Origin of the sequence: Variovorax atrisoli (genome assembly GCF_014195185.1) — a bacterium.
Taxonomy (GTDB): domain Bacteria; phylum Pseudomonadota; class Gammaproteobacteria; order Burkholderiales; family Burkholderiaceae_C; genus Variovorax; species Variovorax atrisoli.
In genome coordinates this window covers 296,854-310,436 of sequence record NZ_JACIBG010000008.1, presented here as the reverse complement: position 1 = coordinate 310,436, position 13,583 = coordinate 296,854, and the positions used below count along the sequence as shown (strand labels likewise).

At 68.4% G+C, this 13,583-nt stretch carries 14 protein-coding genes; 11 read left to right on the top strand and 3 right to left on the bottom strand.

Annotated elements, in window-relative coordinates; all coding sequences use genetic code 11:
• Position 1: 1 nt before the first annotated feature.
• Positions 2 to 304, top strand: coding sequence for a hypothetical protein (locus tag FHY06_RS26665; RefSeq protein WP_126185183.1), 303 nt, complete (start codon positions 2 to 4; stop codon positions 302 to 304).
• A gap of 55 nt (positions 305 to 359) precedes the next feature.
• On the opposite strand, the gene FHY06_RS26660 is transcribed toward FHY06_RS26665, so the two are convergent.
• Complete coding sequence (locus FHY06_RS26660; RefSeq protein ID WP_126185184.1) at positions 360 to 1,091, bottom strand: GntR family transcriptional regulator; 732 nt, start codon at positions 1,089 to 1,091, stop codon at positions 360 to 362.
• A 156-nt stretch (positions 1,092 to 1,247) separates the two neighbouring features.
• On the opposite strand from FHY06_RS26660, the gene FHY06_RS26655 reads away from it, so the two are divergent.
• The 9 genes from FHY06_RS26655 to FHY06_RS26615 all read left to right on the top strand — a co-directional run bounded on the left by FHY06_RS26655 (position 1,248) and on the right by FHY06_RS26615 (position 11,081).
• Positions 1,248 to 2,138 (top strand): dihydrodipicolinate synthase family protein, encoded by an 891-nt coding sequence (locus tag FHY06_RS26655; protein WP_184606866.1) that lies wholly within the window; start codon positions 1,248 to 1,250, stop codon positions 2,136 to 2,138.
• A 39-nt stretch (positions 2,139 to 2,177) separates the two neighbouring features.
• Positions 2,178 to 3,158 (top strand): Bug family tripartite tricarboxylate transporter substrate binding protein, encoded by a 981-nt coding sequence (locus FHY06_RS26650; protein ID WP_240650095.1) that lies wholly within the window; start codon positions 2,178 to 2,180, stop codon positions 3,156 to 3,158.
• A 154-nt stretch (positions 3,159 to 3,312) separates the two neighbouring features.
• Positions 3,313 to 4,311: a dihydroxyacetone kinase subunit DhaK gene (locus FHY06_RS26645; protein WP_145761124.1), complete on the top strand. Its 999-nt coding sequence runs from the start codon at positions 3,313 to 3,315 to the stop codon at positions 4,309 to 4,311.
• A complete protein-coding gene (locus FHY06_RS26640) occupies positions 4,311 to 4,907 on the top strand; it encodes a dihydroxyacetone kinase subunit L (protein WP_184606865.1) in 597 nt (198 codons plus the stop codon). The genes FHY06_RS26645 and FHY06_RS26640 overlap by 1 nt, the downstream gene beginning before the upstream one ends.
• A 54-nt stretch (positions 4,908 to 4,961) precedes the next feature.
• Complete coding sequence (locus tag FHY06_RS26635; protein WP_019655273.1) at positions 4,962 to 5,834, top strand: branched-chain amino acid ABC transporter permease; 873 nt, start codon at positions 4,962 to 4,964, stop codon at positions 5,832 to 5,834.
• A gap of 10 nt (positions 5,835 to 5,844) precedes the next feature.
• Positions 5,845 to 7,668 (top strand): branched-chain amino acid ABC transporter ATP-binding protein/permease, encoded by a 1,824-nt coding sequence (locus tag FHY06_RS26630; protein WP_132752602.1) that lies wholly within the window; start codon positions 5,845 to 5,847, stop codon positions 7,666 to 7,668.
• A 78-nt stretch (positions 7,669 to 7,746) separates the two neighbouring features.
• Positions 7,747 to 8,877, top strand: coding sequence for an ABC transporter substrate-binding protein (locus tag FHY06_RS26625; RefSeq protein WP_019655272.1), 1,131 nt, complete (start codon positions 7,747 to 7,749; stop codon positions 8,875 to 8,877).
• 23 nt (positions 8,878 to 8,900) lie between these two features.
• Positions 8,901 to 9,653, top strand: coding sequence for an ABC transporter ATP-binding protein (locus FHY06_RS26620; protein WP_184606864.1), 753 nt, complete (start codon positions 8,901 to 8,903; stop codon positions 9,651 to 9,653).
• A 21-nt stretch (positions 9,654 to 9,674) separates the two neighbouring features.
• Positions 9,675 to 11,081, top strand: coding sequence for an FAD-binding oxidoreductase (locus FHY06_RS26615; RefSeq protein ID WP_260310698.1), 1,407 nt, complete (start codon positions 9,675 to 9,677; stop codon positions 11,079 to 11,081).
• On the opposite strand, the gene FHY06_RS26610 is transcribed toward FHY06_RS26615, so the two are convergent.
• Together FHY06_RS26610 and FHY06_RS26605 are read right to left on the bottom strand one after the other, a co-directional pair.
• On the bottom strand, positions 11,050 to 11,559 hold the full coding sequence (locus FHY06_RS26610) for a hypothetical protein (protein ID WP_184606863.1): 510 nt from the start codon (positions 11,557 to 11,559) through the stop codon (positions 11,050 to 11,052). The genes FHY06_RS26615 and FHY06_RS26610 overlap by 32 nt on opposite strands.
• A 4-nt stretch (positions 11,560 to 11,563) precedes the next feature.
• Positions 11,564 to 12,625 carry an MBL fold metallo-hydrolase gene (locus tag FHY06_RS26605; RefSeq protein WP_019655268.1) on the bottom strand — a complete coding sequence of 354 codons (1,062 nt, stop codon included), beginning with the start codon at positions 12,623 to 12,625 and terminating at the stop codon, positions 11,564 to 11,566.
• Between FHY06_RS26605 and FHY06_RS35090 the strand changes: the two genes are divergently transcribed.
• Positions 12,582 to 13,505 carry a type II secretion system protein N gene (locus FHY06_RS35090; RefSeq protein WP_311733740.1) on the top strand — a complete coding sequence of 308 codons (924 nt, stop codon included), beginning with the start codon at positions 12,582 to 12,584 and terminating at the stop codon, positions 13,503 to 13,505. The two genes, FHY06_RS26605 and FHY06_RS35090, sit on opposite strands and share 44 nt — an antisense overlap.
• Positions 13,506 to 13,583 lie beyond the last annotated feature (78 nt).

The window sequence follows — 13,583 nt, the reverse complement described above, 5'->3', positions numbered from 1 at the left end:
CATGAGCGACCCCAGGGAGATGCCCTTCACCATGCCGCTGATCGACATCGCGCAGGCGCTCGCGCGCACGGGCTTCCTCGGCGCGCACGCGGAGCGCTACCGGCTCTTCGAGGAATGGGCGCGCGATTTCCAGGCCGACTTCGAGGCCCGCGCCGCCGCGGGCCGCAGGCCCGGACGCACCTACATGCGCGACGTGACCGCCTTCGCACTGCGCCGCGCTGCGGCCTACGGCCTGGAGACGCGCTGCGAGGACTACGGCCCGCGGCTGTGCAGCGAGGTGCGGCTGGCCGCCGGCGTGCGCTGAGGCAGCGCCGCTTCGCCGGCCGCGACCGGGGCCGGGGTAGCTGAAGACCGCGCGTCTACTGGCCCACGCGCAGCATGCCGGCCAGCACACGGTGCTTGGACTGCTCGATGTGCGACATCATGTGGGTGAGCGCTGCGTCGAAGTCCCGCGACGCGAGCGCATGCAGGAACTCCAGGTGCTCGCGCATCGCGGGCACGACCTGCACCGGCCGCATCGAATCCGCGTCGTAGCGGATCAGCCGGACGTGGAGGCTGTTGACGCGGTAGATCTCCGAGAGGATCTCGTTGCCGATCGTGTCGACCATGAGATCGTGCAGGCCCCAGTCGACGGCCTGCGCGTCGCGCTCCAGCGTCGCGTCGGGCTGGGGCTGCAGCGCGCGCTCCAGGATGGCTTCATGGCTCTCGATCAGCCGGGCCAGCGTTTCGGGGCTGGCCACGCGGGCGAAGTTGATCACCGCCTCGCGCTCGACCATGGCCCGCACCTGCCATGCGTTGCGGATCAGCTTCATGTCGACCGAGGCGATCTGCAGTCCGCGCTTGGGCACCGTCTTGATCAGACCGGCAGCCTCCAGCCGCGGCACCAGCTCGCGAACGGCCGCCAGCGGCATCTCCAGCAGCTCCATCAGCTCGCGCTGGGAGACGAACTGCCCGGGCCGGATCCGCGCATCGATGATCTGCTGGCGGAAGCCCTGGTAGGCGCGGCTGCGCTGATTCACCGGCTCGCCCTCGCCGCCTGCGGGCGAGGGCTTCGTGGTGGGCTCGGACAAGGCTGCGGCGGGAATGTTCATGGGGTCATCGTAAGGGGCTGGGTGCCTTGGAGCGCATTGTCCTCGATCTAGGGTTAATACTGACATTTATCTAACATGTTAGTCAGCGTATAGTTCGATCCCAGCGCGGCAGCAGTCGTGTCTTCAATCCACAGGCATTCAGAACGGAGCAGTTCCATGGGTCTCGGTCTCACCGGCGTCATCCCTCCCCTCGTCACCCCTTTCACCGCCGACGGCAGCATCGACGAAGCGGCCTACCGCAAGGTCATCCGCTTCAATCTCGACAAGAAGGTCCACGGCGTGTGCCCCGGCGGCAGCACCGGCGAAGGCCACACCTTCACCGTCGACGAGTTCAAACGCGTCATGGAAATCACCGCCGCCGAAGTGGCAGGCCAGGTGCCGATCGTGGCCGGCATCATCTCCAACAGCACCCGAGACGCGATCAACCGCGCCAAGGCGATCGCGCACCTGCCGGTCGCCGCTTTGCAGGTCACGCCGGTGCACTATCTCTTCAAGCCGGACGAGCAGGCCACCCACAACCACTTCAAGGCCCTGACCGAGGCCGTCGACACGCCGGTGGTGATCTACAACGTGGTGCCCTGGAACTACCTGAACCCGGCCCAGATGATCCGCCTGATGAAGGAGCTGCCCGGCGTGCAGGGCATCAAGCAGAGCCAGGGCGACCTCAAGCTCATGGCCGACCTGCTGCTCGGCGTTCCCGAAGGCTGCAAGGTGTTCTCCGCCGTCGATGCCCTGCTGTACTCCTCGTTCGCGCTCGGCGCCCACGGCACCATCGCCGCCACGCCCGCCGCCCTGCCCGGCGTCTGCGTGAACCTGTGGAAGACGGTCCAGGCCGGCGACCACGTCAAGGCGCTGGAGATGCACAAGTCGATGCTGGCATTCTGGAACGCGCTGGTCGGCGACAACCTGCCTGCCAACATCAAGACCTCGATCACGCTGCAGGGCTGCCAAGCGGGCCTGCCGCGCGCGCCGATGCCGGCCACCGGCGAGGAGCAGCGCAGGAAGATCGAGGCCGCGATGGAAGACGTCCTGCGCTTCGACGCCTGAAGCAGGCCCCCGCAAACAAGAAAGACAGGAGACATGAACATGAGAATCCAGCGTCGGCAGATCCTCGGCATGGGCGCCGCTGCAGCCTTGGGAACCACGCTGCTGCCGGCCGCGTGGGCACAGGGCTTTCCGGCCAAGCCGATCACGCTCGTCGTGCCCTTCGCGCCGGGCGGCAACACGGACATCGTGGCGCGCACCGTCGCCGTCGCCCTCGGCAAGGTGCTGGGCCAATCGGTGATCGTGGACAACCGCGCAGGCGCCGGCGGCTCGATCGGCGCGATGCAGGTCTCGCGCTCGCCGGCCGACGGCTACACGCTGCTGCTGTGCGGGGCCGGCGTCATCGTCACGGTGCCGGAGATGGTCAAGACCAGCTACAGCCGTGCGAGCTTCGCGCCGCTGGGGCTGGTCAACAAGAGCTCCATGGTGCTGCTCGCGCGCAAGAACGAGACCCGCTTCAAGAACTTCAAGGAGTTCGCCGCCTATGCGCGCTCCGGCGACGGAAAGGTCACGGCGGCGCACTCCGGGCCCGGCACGCCCAACCACCTCGCGCTGCTCCAGCTCGAGAGCCTGCTGAAGGCGAAGTTCACGACGGTCAGCTACAAGGGCTCCGGCCCCGCGCTGGTGGACGTCATCGGCGGCCAGGTCGACGTGCATTTCGACCAGGTCACCAGTTCGCTGCAGCACGTCAAGGGCGGCGCGCTGCAGGCGCTGGCGGTCCTGGGCCCGACGCAGGACCCTTCCCTGCCCGGCGTCCAGACGGTCGCGGAGCTCGGGTTCGGCGACATCGACGGCACCACCTACGTGGGCGTGCTCGCACCGGCGGGAACACCGAAGGACATCCAGGACAAGCTGGCCGCGGCGCTCGCGCAGGCCGTGAAGGACCCGCAGACCGTGGCGAGCGCACGCGAACTCGGCAGCGTCGCGCTCTCGAGCACGCCGCAGGAGTTCGCGCGGATCCTCGACGCCGAATACGCGCTGGCCACGCAGGCCACGCGGGACGGCCGCCTCAAGGTCGACTGAAGACCGCGCTTCCTGCGCATCGCGGGCCGGATGCCCGCCAATGCGCCGGAAGCCCTCGCAGATTCATCCATTCGCACGGTGCGGCCCCGCCGCCACCGGCGCACGGACGCGCCCGCACGCAGGGGGCGCTCCATAGAGCAAGGCAGACAGCAACGTGAAGAAGATCCTCAACGACCCTCAGGCCTACGTCGACGAAATGCTCGACGGACTTTGTCTGGCGCATCCGGAGCTGGCGCGGCGCGGCGAAGGCGGCCGCGTGGTGGCCAGGCGCGGCGGCGCCGTCGCGGGCAAGGTCGGCATCGTCACCGGCGGCGGTTCGGGGCACCTGCCCGTCTTTCTCGGCTACGTGGGCGAAGGCCTGCTGGACAGCTGCGCCGTCGGCAACGTGTTCGCCGGACCGCGCATGGACGACTGCATCGAGGCGATGCGTGCGGCCGACGGCGGTGCCGGCGTGCTGCAGCTGTACGGGAACTATGGCGGCGACCGCATGAACTTCGAGATGGCCGCCGAGATGCTCGAACTCGAAGGCATGAAGACGGCCTCGGTGCGCGTGTCGGACGACGTCGCGAGCGCGCCGCCCGAGCAGCGCGAGAAGCGCCGCGGGGTGGCAGGCCTGGTGCTGGTCTACAAGGCCGCCGGCGCCAGGGCGGCCGCGGGCGCGACGCTGGAGGAGGTGGCTGCCACGGCGCGCAAGGCCAACGACGCCTGCCGCACGATCGGCGTCGCGCTCACGCCTTGCGTGGTGCCGGAGTCCGGCAAGCCCTCGTTCGAGATCGCCGACGACGAAGTGGAGTTCGGCATGGGCATCCACGGCGAACCGGGCATCTGGCGCGGTCCGCTCAAGACCGCCGACGCCCTGGCCGACGAGATGCTCGAGCGGGTGCTGCCCGAACTGGCGGTCTCGCGCGGCGACCGCCTGGCGGTGCTGGTCAACAGCCTGGGCGCCACGCCGTCCGAGGAGCTCTACATCCTCTATCGCCGCATCTCGTCCGTGCTCGCCGGGCGCGGCGTCGACATCGCCTTCTCGCTCGTGGGCCGCTACGCCACGTCGATGGAAATGGCCGGCGCCTCCCTCAGCGTGATGAAGCTGGACCCCGACCTCGAGGCGCTGCTGGCGGCGCCCGCAACCTGCCCGTTCTGGAGCGTGCGCTGATGCTCGATGCCATCGTCCTGGCCCGCGCGGTGCCGCGCTGGTGCGCCGCCATGCATGCCGCCGCCCCGGAACTCAACGCCCTCGACGGCCGCCTCGGCGACGCCGATCTCGGCGCCACGCTCGACAAGTGCGCCACGCTGATGGAGCAGGCGCTGCCCGAGCTGCCCGACTCGCTCGAAGGCATCTTCAAGCGCTGCGCGCAGGCCTCGGCGAAGGCCTCCGGCTCGAGCTTCGGCACGCTGCTGACCGTCGCGCTCATGACGGCCGGCAAGCACTGTGCCGGCAGGGAGTCGCTCTCGACGCCGGACGTCGCGGCGCTGCTGTCCGAAGTGATCGCGACGCTGTCCGCGCGCGGCGGCGCCGCCCTCGGCGACAAGACCGTGCTCGACGGGCTGGATGCGATCCAGAGCGCCCTGTCCGGTGCGGCGGCCGATGCTCCCGCCCTCGCGCTCGCCGGCGCGGCGGTGCGCGAATCGCTCGATGCATTCCGCGACAAGCCCAACCGCATGGGCCGCGCCCGCATGTTCGCGGACAAGACCATCGGCCTGGACGACCCCGGCATGGTCGCGCTGCTGCGCATGGTCGAAGCGCTCTGACGGCACCCGCCCGCGCCCCTCGCCAAAGAAAAACGAACACGGAGACAGAACGACATGCTCGGACAAGTGATCGTCAGCGGCCTCGCCATGGGCTGCATCTACGCGCTGATCGCGCTCGGCTACGCCTACGTTTGGAACACGATGGCGATCGTGAACTTCGCGGCCGGCGAGTTCCTGACCTTTTCCGCGTTCGTCTTCGTCGCCACCTTCACGACGAGCATGCACCTGCCCTTCTGGCTCGCTGCGCTGCTGACCGCCGCGGTGATGGCGTTGCTGGGGGCGCTGTTCTCGCGGCTCGTGTTCGCCCGTCTGCAGCGCCAGAAGGCGCTCGTGGCCATCATCGCGACCGTGGGCTTCGGCATCTTCCTCAAGGAGATGGCTCGCATCATCTACGGGCCCGAGCCGCTGCTGTACGCCAGCCCGTTCGGCGACGGCGTGATCGACGTGGGCGGCCTGCGCATTCCTGTGCAGCAGCTCGTGATCATGGTCATCGTGGTGCTGGTGATGGTGCTGCAATACCTGGCCCTGCGCTACACCACCATCGGCAAGGTCATGCGCGCCACCGCGCTGGATCGCGAGACCGCCCAGCTCATGGGCATTCCGGTCAACCGCGTGCTGGCCGGCACGTTCGCGTTCTCCTCGGTGCTGGCCGCGCTCGCGGGCATCCTGCTCGCGCCGCTGTTCTACGTGACGACCGAGATGGGCACGCTCGTGGGGCTGAAGGGATTCGTCGCGATGATCATCGGCGGCTTCGGCAGCGTGCCGGGGGCCATCCTCGGCGGCGTCCTGCTCGGGGTGATCGAGAACGTCGGCGCGTTCACCATCTCCTCCACCTACAAGGATGCGATCGCGTTCGGCGTGCTGCTGATCTTCCTGCTGCTGCGCCCGCAGGGGATTCTTCCGGAACGCAACGCCGACCGCGCCTGAGGACTCCACCATGCACAACACCTGGATGCGCCCCCTGGCGTGGGTCGCCGTGCTCGCCGCGCTGGCGCTGCCGATCGCACTCGATCTCAACATCTACTACCTGCACGTGCTCAACCTGGCGTGGATCTTCGCGATCGCCGCACTGGGCCTGCAGGTGGCAACCGGCATCACCGGGCAGATCGTGCTCGGGCAGGCCGCGCTCGTGGGCTTCGGCGCGTATGCGACGGCGCTGCTCATGATGCGCCTGTCGCTGCCCTGGTTCGTGGCGCTTCCCGCCGCCATGCTGCTGAGTGCCGCCGTGGGCGTGCTGCTGGGCGCGGTGAGCACGCGCATCAAGGGCCATTACCTCGCCATCGTGACGCTCGCGCTCAACGAGATCTTCCGCATGGTCGCGCTCAACGAGGAAGCCCTCACCGGGGGGCCGATGGGCATGCGCGACATCCCGACGCTGAACATCCCCGCGCTGGGCGATCACATCGACAAGCAGCTCTACTTTCCGCTGCTCGTGCTGAGCCTGGCGGCCTACGCCGCGATGGTCTGGCTCCAGCGCTCGCGCATCGGCCGCGACATGCGTGCGGTGCGCGACGACGAGATCGCCGCCGAGGCCATGGGGGTCGATTCGCGCCGCGTGAAGACCATCGCCTTCGCGGTGTGCAGCGTCTGGGCCTCGCTCGCAGGCGGCCTCTACGTCCTGCTGGTCGGGTTCGCGGCACCGAACAACTTCACGGTCTTCGAGAGCATCAAGATGATGCTGATGGTGGTGCTCGGCGGCCTCGGTTCGATCGCCGGCACCTTCCTTGGCGCGGTGGTGATCACCGTGCTGCCCGAGGCACTGCGCGGCCTCCAGACCTACTACCTGGCCGCGTTCGGCATCGGCGTGGTGGCGATCCTGCTGCTTGCGCCGCGCGGCCTCGGCGTGGTCGGCGACTGGCTGCTCGGCGCGTTCCTGACGGGCCGGCGCGAGCCGGTGGGCGAAACGCCCGCCGCGCCGCTGAACCTCGGTGCGGCCGCCTCCGCCGCGAGCGCGGCCTTGGCCGGCCGCACGCCGGTGCCCGTGAGCGGCGAACCCCTGCTCCAGGTGCGCCGCGTGTCGCGCAGCTTCGGCGGCGTCAAGGCCCTCGACGACGTCGCCTTCGACGTGCGCCGCGGCGAGATCCTCGGGCTGATCGGCCCGAACGGATCGGGCAAGTCGACCATGATCAACGCCTGCTCGGGCACCGTGGGCGTGGAAGGCGGCATCGAACTGGCAGGCGAGCGCATCGACAACCATGCGCCATGGGCGATCCACGCGAAAGGCGTGGCCCGCATCTTCCAGAACGTGCGGCTGTGGGAATCGATGACGGTGCTGGAGAACGTCATGGTCGCGTGGCAGCCGCCGAAGGGCGCGTCCGGCCCGCGCGAAGCGCTCTGCCGCACGGCGGCGCTCGAAGCCCTGGACAGCATGGGCGTCGCGCACCTCGCATACCGGCGCGGCGGCGACCTGTCCTTCGGGCAGAGCCGGCTGGTGGAGATGGCGCGCGCGATCGTCAACAGGCCCCGCCTGCTGCTGCTCGACGAGCCTGCCGCGGGACTGCGCGGCGGGTTGATCCTCGAACTCGCGCAGATCCTGCAGCACCTGCGCGCGCAGGGCATGTCGATCCTCGTAGTGGAGCACCGCATCAAGCTGGTCATGAACATGTGCGACCGCGTCGTGGTGCTCAACCTGGGCCACAAGATCGCGGACGGCGCGCCGGCCGAGGTCATGAACACGCCGGCAGTCATCGAGGCCTACCTGGGCGAACGCGTGCCCGACGAGGCCTCGCCCCCGCTCGCCGCCCAGCCGGTGGCGGGCTGAGCCGCCGGCCCTGCGCCCTCCCCGTTTTCGTTCCCTCTCAGATCAATGCGCACCGCGCCATCCACTGGAGACAAAAGCATGAAGAAGACCACCGTTCCCTCGTCACGCCGCGCATGGATCGCCGCAGCGTCCCTCGCGCTCTCGCTGCCCGCGATGGCCGACGCGCTCATCGGCGTCTCGCTGCCGCAGACGGGCCCCAAGGCGCTCGTCGGGCGCAACTTCAAGCAGGGCGTGGAGCTCGCGGTCGCGGAGATCAATGCCGCGGGCGGCGTGCTGGGCAAGCCGCTGGAGGTCGTGTTCGAGGATGACCAGGGCGACAACCCGAACGGCGCGATCAACGCGGTGAACAAGCTGATGCAGGTCAGCAAGGTTCCGGTGATGATCGGCCCCCACTACTCGGTCACCCAGATGGCCACGCAGAAGACCTACTGCAACGGCAAGGTGGTGTCGCTCACCGGTGGTACCTCGGTGGCCATCACGCACAGCGGCTGCAACTACGTGATCCGCACGCGCTCCGACGACGACGTGCAGGCCAAGGCGCTGATCGCCTATGCCCAGAAGGAACTCAAGGCCGGGGAGAAGACGGCCATCTTCTATGCCAACGACGACTTCGGAAAGTCGGGGCAGGCGCGCGTGGTCGCCCAGATGGCTTCGCTGGGGCTGAAGCCCGTCGCCGTGGAAAGCCACAACCCCAGCGACAAGGACTACTCGGCGCAGCTCGCCAAGCTGCAGAAGGCCGGCGCGGAGCTGGTCATCCTGTGGGCGCACGACACGGATGCGGCGCTGATCCTGCGCCAGGCCAAGCAGTTCGGCCTGCCCTTCAAGTTCGCGGGCGCCGTGCTGTCCGAGGAAGCGTTCCTCAAGCTGGCCGGCAGCGCCGCGGAAGGCTCGATGAGCGCCTCCTACTTCGTGCCGACGGATCCCAACCCGGCCGTGCAGGCCTTCGTGAAGAAGTACGAGGCGAAGTACAGGATGGCGCCCGACGTCTGGTCCGCCACCTACTACGACGCGACCATCCTCGCCGCCAGGGCCATCAACGAAGCACGGTCCCCCGACGTGGAGAAGATCCGCGAGGCGTTCTCCAGGGTGAGCTACAGCGGCCTGCTCGCGGACTACAAGTGCGACAAGGCTGGCGACTGCAACCGTCAGGTCAACATCGTGGAGATCAAGGGCGGTCAGCCGGTCGTTCGCTCGGCGGTGAAGTTCTGAGCCCCGGCGCAGCGAGGAACCCCATGATGCAAGCAGACCTGCCGCGTGCCATGGTCACCGAACGGCCCGAACTCGAGCTCTCGCACGTCGACGTGTTCTACGGCAAGGTGCAGATCCTGTTCGACCTGTCGATCCGCGCCTATGCGGGCCAGATCGTCGCGGTCATCGGCGCGAACGGCGCGGGCAAGTCGACCACCCTGAACCTGATCGTGGGCCGGCTCAAGGCCGGTGCGGGGCGCGTGGAATTCGCAGGCCAGGACATCGGCGGGCTTTCGGTGGAGCAGATCGTGGCATCGGGCATCGCCTGCGTGCCGCAGCGCCGGCGCATCTTCTCCACCCTGAGCGTCAGGGAGAACCTGGAGGTCGGCGCCTATGTGCGCCGTCGCAACAAGGGCGCGGTCAGCGCCACGCTGGACGAGATCTACGAGCTGTTCCCGGTGCTCAAGCGCAAGGCCGGCGAAATGGGCGGGGTGCTGTCCGGCGGAGAACAGCAGATGCTGGCGATTGCACGCGGCCTGATGGCCGGTCCCCGCATCCTGCTGCTGGACGAACCGTCGATGGGCCTGTCGCCCAAGCTCACGACCGAGATGTTCCTCGACATCCGCCGCATCGCGCGCGCCGGCCGCACTGTCGTGATCGTCGAGCAGAACGCATTCGCGGCGCTGAGCGTGGCCGACCAGGGCTACGTGCTCGAGGGCGGGCGGATCGCCCTCGAAGGCTCCGCCGGGCAGCTGCTGCACGACGACCATGTGCGGGACGCCTACCTCGGGGCCTGACACGACCACCCATCAGAGACCATGGCCTTTCACCAGACACTCGCCCAGACTGCAGCCGCAGTCGAATCCCTCATGCCCGAGTTCCGCGCGATCTTCGGAGATCGCGCCGTCACGTCCGCGGCGGTGCGGGCGCACCACAGCCATGGAGAGGGCCTGCCGGACCCCGGCCAGCCCGACGTGGTCCTGTTCCCGCTGAGCAACGAGGAAGTGGCGGCAGCCCTGAAGCTGTGCCACCGCGAGGCGGTGCCGGTCATCGCCTTCGGCAGCGGCACATCGATGGAGGGCCACGTCGCGGCGATCCACGGCGGCGTCTGCATCGACGTATCGCGCATGGACCGCGTGCTCAATGTCTCCACCGAATCGATGGACTGCCGCGTGCAGGCGGGCGTGACGCGCGAGCAGCTCAACGAGCACCTGCGCGCCAGCGGACTTTTCTTCGCGGTGGACCCCGGCGCCAACGCGTCGCTGGGCGGCATGGCCTCGACGCGGGCCTCCGGCACCGCCGCGGTGCGCTACGGCACCATGCGTGAAACCGTCATGGGCCTGACGGTGGTCACGCCCGACGGGCGCATCGTGCGTACCGGCACGCGCGCGCGAAAGTCGGCCTCGGGGCTCGACCTGACACGGCTGTACGTCGGAAGCGAAGGCTTGCTGGGGATCATCACCGAGGTGCAGCTGCGCCTGTTCGGCCTGCCGGAGCACGTGGTGGCGGCCGTGTGCCAGTTCGACAGCCTGCGCGCGGCCATGGACACCGTGATCGCCACCCTGCAGCTGGGCTTGCCGGTCGCGCGCATCGAGCTTCTCAACGACGTGCAGATGGACGCCTGCATCCGCTACTCGAAGCTCGACGAATTCGAGCCCCGCCCCACCCTGTTCATCGAGTTCCACGGCAGCGAGAGCGCCGTGGCGGAACAGGTCGCGACGGTGGAATCGCTCGCGCTCGACAACGGCGGCAGCGGTTTCCGCTACGCCCATCGGCCCGAGGACCGCTCCAGGCTTTGGAAGGCGCGGCACTCCTGCTATCACGCCAACCTCGCGATGCACCCCGGCTGGAGCTCCATGGGTACGGACGCATGCGTGCCCATCTCCGCGCTGGTGGAATGCATCACCGAGACCGAGGCCGCCATCCGTGAAAGCGGCCTGTACGCGCCCATCGTCGGCCACGTGGGCGACGGCAACTTCCATCTGGGCATCATCTACGACGACACCGATCCTGCGGCACGGCGCAAGGCGGAGGCCCTGGCCGAGGACGTGGCGCTGCGCGCGATCCGCCTTGGCGGCACCTGCACCGGCGAGCACGGCGTCGGCCTGCACCGCATCGGGCAGATCGAGATCGAGCATGGCGAAGCCATCGATCTCATGCGCGACATCAAGCGCGCACTCGATCCGCTCGGCATCATGAACCCCGGGAAGATGCTGAGGATGTAGACACCTCGCGAACGCTCGACCCCGGCTGGGGAACCACGAACCGCCCGACGGCGATGTTCCCTGCGGCGAAGACGACACGCAAGGTGAGTCTTTCTCCTGCCTTCACGCGAATCCCTTGCACGAGCAGCCGCTCCTTGCCGTCGGCCTTCGCGTCATGGGTGAGTGCCGCACCCCCATGAACCCGGGTGAGCTGGCCGACCGCACCTTGCGCGGACAGCGGCTCTCCATGGTCGCTGGGGTAGAAGTACACGCCTCGGGCGCCCTGCACCAGCTCGAAGGAGGTCTCCCCTCCCTCGTTCATGATTCCGCCATGCCGCGGCGGCCAATCACCGTGCGCCCAGGCCGTGCGGCCGACGACGCCCAGGAGAAGAACGAGGGCGACCGCGAAGACGCCCTGGGCCAGTGGCATTCGAAGCCCCCGGCCCGCCGCCCGCACGGACGCGGCGATCCGCCGCATGCGATCGGCCGCTGCGCTCATGCGCTCAATCGGCCGGGCATTCGAGGCTGCCCGCGCGGGGATTGGGATATTGCTGCCCCGGACCGGCCCCTTGCGCCGGCAGGCCGTAGACAGCCTTCATCGCCGCGTTGTCGACAGGCCGGACGCCATCCTTGTCGTAGACCCACGCATCGAAATAGTTGGTCGGGTAGATCTGCGGAACATCCAGGGTCGACAGCAGTTCCTTGAGCTTCGGTTGATCGTCGACCGAATAGGCGTAGTGCATCCCGTAGGTCAGCGCGAAGGACTGGCCGTTGGCTGCACGCGAGTTGAGGTGGTGCGGCATGAAGGTCTTCACACCGAACGCCGGTATCACCGTGCGGGCCTGGTAGACCATGCGGGACTCCGGGCCGCCCTGCCAGATGTCGAAGCCGTCGAGGCCCGCGTCCTTGATCGCGGACTTGAGATTGGCCAGCGGTGAACCGTAGGTCGTCGTGGTGCTGACCCCCTGCCCGTCGACGGTCGTCACCTTGCGCGGCGTCGTCAGGTCGGGCCCGCCTGCACCGCTGTCGGAGGTGTACCAGCTCAGGACCTTGCCGCTTCGGGTCTTGACGGTGAAGAGAAAGCCGAAGGTCTCCGGGCCGCCCGTGCCGTTGCTGTACTCGTCGCAGTCCACGCTGTGCACCCATCGAACCGCGCGCACGGAGGCGAACTCGCCGAGCTTGATCACCTCGCCGCCCTTGAGGCCCACGCATTGCTCCGCGGGAATGCCCTTGCTCACCAGCGTCGCGCATTCGGCAGGAGGCGCGTAGACCATCTTCCCCGTCTGCTTCGCCCACTCCGGAAGCTGCACCGAGTGGTCAGGGTGGATGTGGCCGAGCAGGATCACATCGACGGAGAGCTTCGAGGCGGCGTCGGCATCCTTGCCCAGCGGGGGAACGGGAGAAGCGACGAGTGCATCGAGAGCCTTCGTCACTGCGGCCGGGTTGGCGTCCCTGCCGCTGTTGACCACTTCGCCATCGAGCAGCACGCCCTTGTCGCCGATCTGGTAGTGCCAGTTGGTGATGCCGAACCAGGTCATCCGCGCGAACTCGGGTGCGCCCTTCAAGGGGTCTTCGGGCGGGGCGGGTGGCGGCGGATTCGAAGCGCCGGGGCCTTGCGTTGCACCACCGCTGCTGCTGCTGGGAGGAAGGCCCAGAAAGCCCCCCGACCCGCCGCCGTTGCTTCCGCCACACCCCAGCAAGGATGCGCACACGACGCCGGCCGCGATCGCAAGAACGCGTTTGGGATATTTCATCTGTTGTCTCCGTCTTTTGGCTGCTGCATGCGAAGGAACTCGCATGGCGCGTGGAGGCTACTTGCGCGGTGCTGTCAGTTGGCTGTCAATTCCGACGAGGGAAAACCCACGCGCCTGCCCCTTCGCCGCCGACGCAGACTCGTCCCGTACCAGCCACTGCTTTCGCACTCTTCAGGTCATGCGTCGTCTTCTTCTCGTCTTGTCGGCATGTGCGTCATGCCTGATGAACGGCTGCGGGCAGGAGGACCACCGAACGCCGACACCGCCCCTTGCCCCCTACGCTGGAGAACAGTCCAGGACGGCAGCGTGGCCGGCTTCCGCTGCGAAGCCTTCGTCGTGCACAGGGAACATCAGGCTTTCCGGCGTGGTCCAGTCGCGGGACCGCAGCTACGGCATCGCGCTCGTGTCGCTCGACGGCGGGAGCGCGATGCCGCTGCAGAAAGGGCAGGACGTGGAACCGGGCGCCACGATCGCATCGATCTCGCGCGACGCGGTGCTGCTCGATTGCGGCGACGGCACCATGCTCGAAGTGGCGCTCCAGGAGGCCGCGGTCGGGCCATCCGGCACGAGCATGCAAGCCGTCTTTCGCCAAGCCGCCGTTGCTGCCCCGGTCGTCACTGCACGATCCGCGGCCCAGCCCGAGCTGATCGAGATGGCCCACCGGGAACTCGAGGCTCCGCCGAGCGACTGAAACCTCCGCCCTAGAACTGACGGACCATGCTCATCCGTGTACGCATGGCAGAGGGCATGCGACCAGCCAGGCAGGGCT